This is a genomic window from Campylobacter taeniopygiae (assembly GCF_005406225.1).
GTDB lineage: Bacteria > Campylobacterota > Campylobacteria > Campylobacterales > Campylobacteraceae > Campylobacter_D > Campylobacter_D taeniopygiae.
In genome coordinates, this window is the sequence record NZ_NXLY01000045.1 from 1 (window position 1) to 1,436 (window position 1,436).

The window sequence follows — 1,436 nt, forward strand, 5'->3', positions numbered from 1 at the left end:
CTCTTGATAATATAGGCAATAAAAGTGAAACCATAAAAAAATACCTTCTTAAAGCAGGAGCTAAAAGTTCTTTAGAGCTTTTAGGCAGTGAAGAAAAACTGAGAGAATTTAAATATACTGAAATGCGAAAAAAAGGAGAAATACAAGATAAAATAAGAAAAGAACGCAAAAAGCAACTTAAGGAAAACTATCTTGCTATCTTAGAAAAAACTCCTTTGATTTTTAGAATAAGTATAGAAGTTACTGAGGAATAAAAAGGAAAACAAATGACTGAAGAAAAAATCATCTCTTATGAAGAATTTCAAGCAAATCCTATGCTTCAATGGTTTTTTGATACAGAAATTAAGCATAGTATTAAAGATAAATATTATAAGGAATGGCAAGATTTTATCAACAAAGAAGGTATAAATGTGATTTGCATCATAGAAGATCCTAAAGGTAAGGATATTCTTGAGTTAGATCCATGGCATGATAGAGTAGCGATGCTAGATCAATTATTTTGCGATGATTGGTGTTATGATTATGAATTTTTTGAATTTATTTTACAATTTGTAAAAGATCAAACATGGTTGAATTTTTTACTTGCATGCAATGCTCATTGGTGTAACGATAAACTGGATTTAGAGCATACAAAAAAAATCATTAAACTTTTAGTGGATAAGGGAACTAATATCAATGCTTGCTTTTATCAAGGCAAGGAAGGGTGGTATGAACCCATAATCTTTGCAACTCGCCCTCTAGGTTCTGCCACTAAAATAGAAAGAGCTAATAAATTAGAACTTTTGCATTTTTTACTAGAACTAGGAGCAGATCCTAATCTTAAAAATTCAGAGGGTGAAAATTTATTGCACAATTTTCTTCTTTCAGAAGAGCAAAAATTTACTAATGCCTTAATTGATAGTGGTAAAATGAAAGATATCAATGAAATCATAGAATATGATAAAGGAGCTATTTATTATGGAGAGAGTGCTTTGATATTGGCTGTAAGGGAGTGTTATTCTAATACAGTTAAAAAGCTCATTGAAGCAGGAGCTAATGTAAATGTTTTTGATCATTTTGGTAAATCAGCTCTTGATCTTATAGGCAATAAAAGTGAAACCATAAAAAAATACCTTCTTAAAGCAGGAGCTAAAAGTTCTTTAGAGCTTTTAGGCAGTGAAGAAAAATTGAGAGAATTTAAAGATGAAATGCGAAAAAAAAGAGAAATACAAGATAAAATAAAAAAAGAACACGAAAAACAACTTAAGGAAAATTATCTTGCTATCTTAGAAAAAACTCCTTTAGTGTTTCATAGAAATATAGAAGTTATTTAGCTTTTATCTAAAAAGACTTTTAGTGATAAAAACGCAAAAACTAAAAACTTAATCGAAAGGATAGAAAATGCTAAGGGATACTAGTAAAGATGAAGCGTATTTTACTGAAGAAATAATAAAATG

At 29.1% G+C, this 1,436-nt stretch carries 1 protein-coding gene and 1 pseudogene; both read left to right on the forward strand.

Annotated features, from left to right (window positions below; translation table 11 throughout):
• Window positions 1-254, forward strand: a pseudogene (locus CQA75_RS08845) (ankyrin repeat domain-containing protein); the annotation flags it as partial.
• A gap of 12 nt (window positions 255-266) precedes the next feature.
• Window positions 267-1,313: an ankyrin repeat domain-containing protein gene (locus CQA75_RS08850; protein ID WP_137624591.1), complete on the forward strand. Its 1,047-nt coding sequence runs from the start codon at window positions 267-269 to the stop codon at window positions 1,311-1,313.
• Window positions 1,314-1,436 lie beyond the last annotated feature (123 nt).

Excerpts from the sequence above, each read along its gene's own strand:
- CQA75_RS08850 (WP_137624591.1), top strand. The coding sequence starts at position 267 with ATGACTGAAGAAAAAATCATCTCTTATGAAGAATTTCAAGCAAATCCT.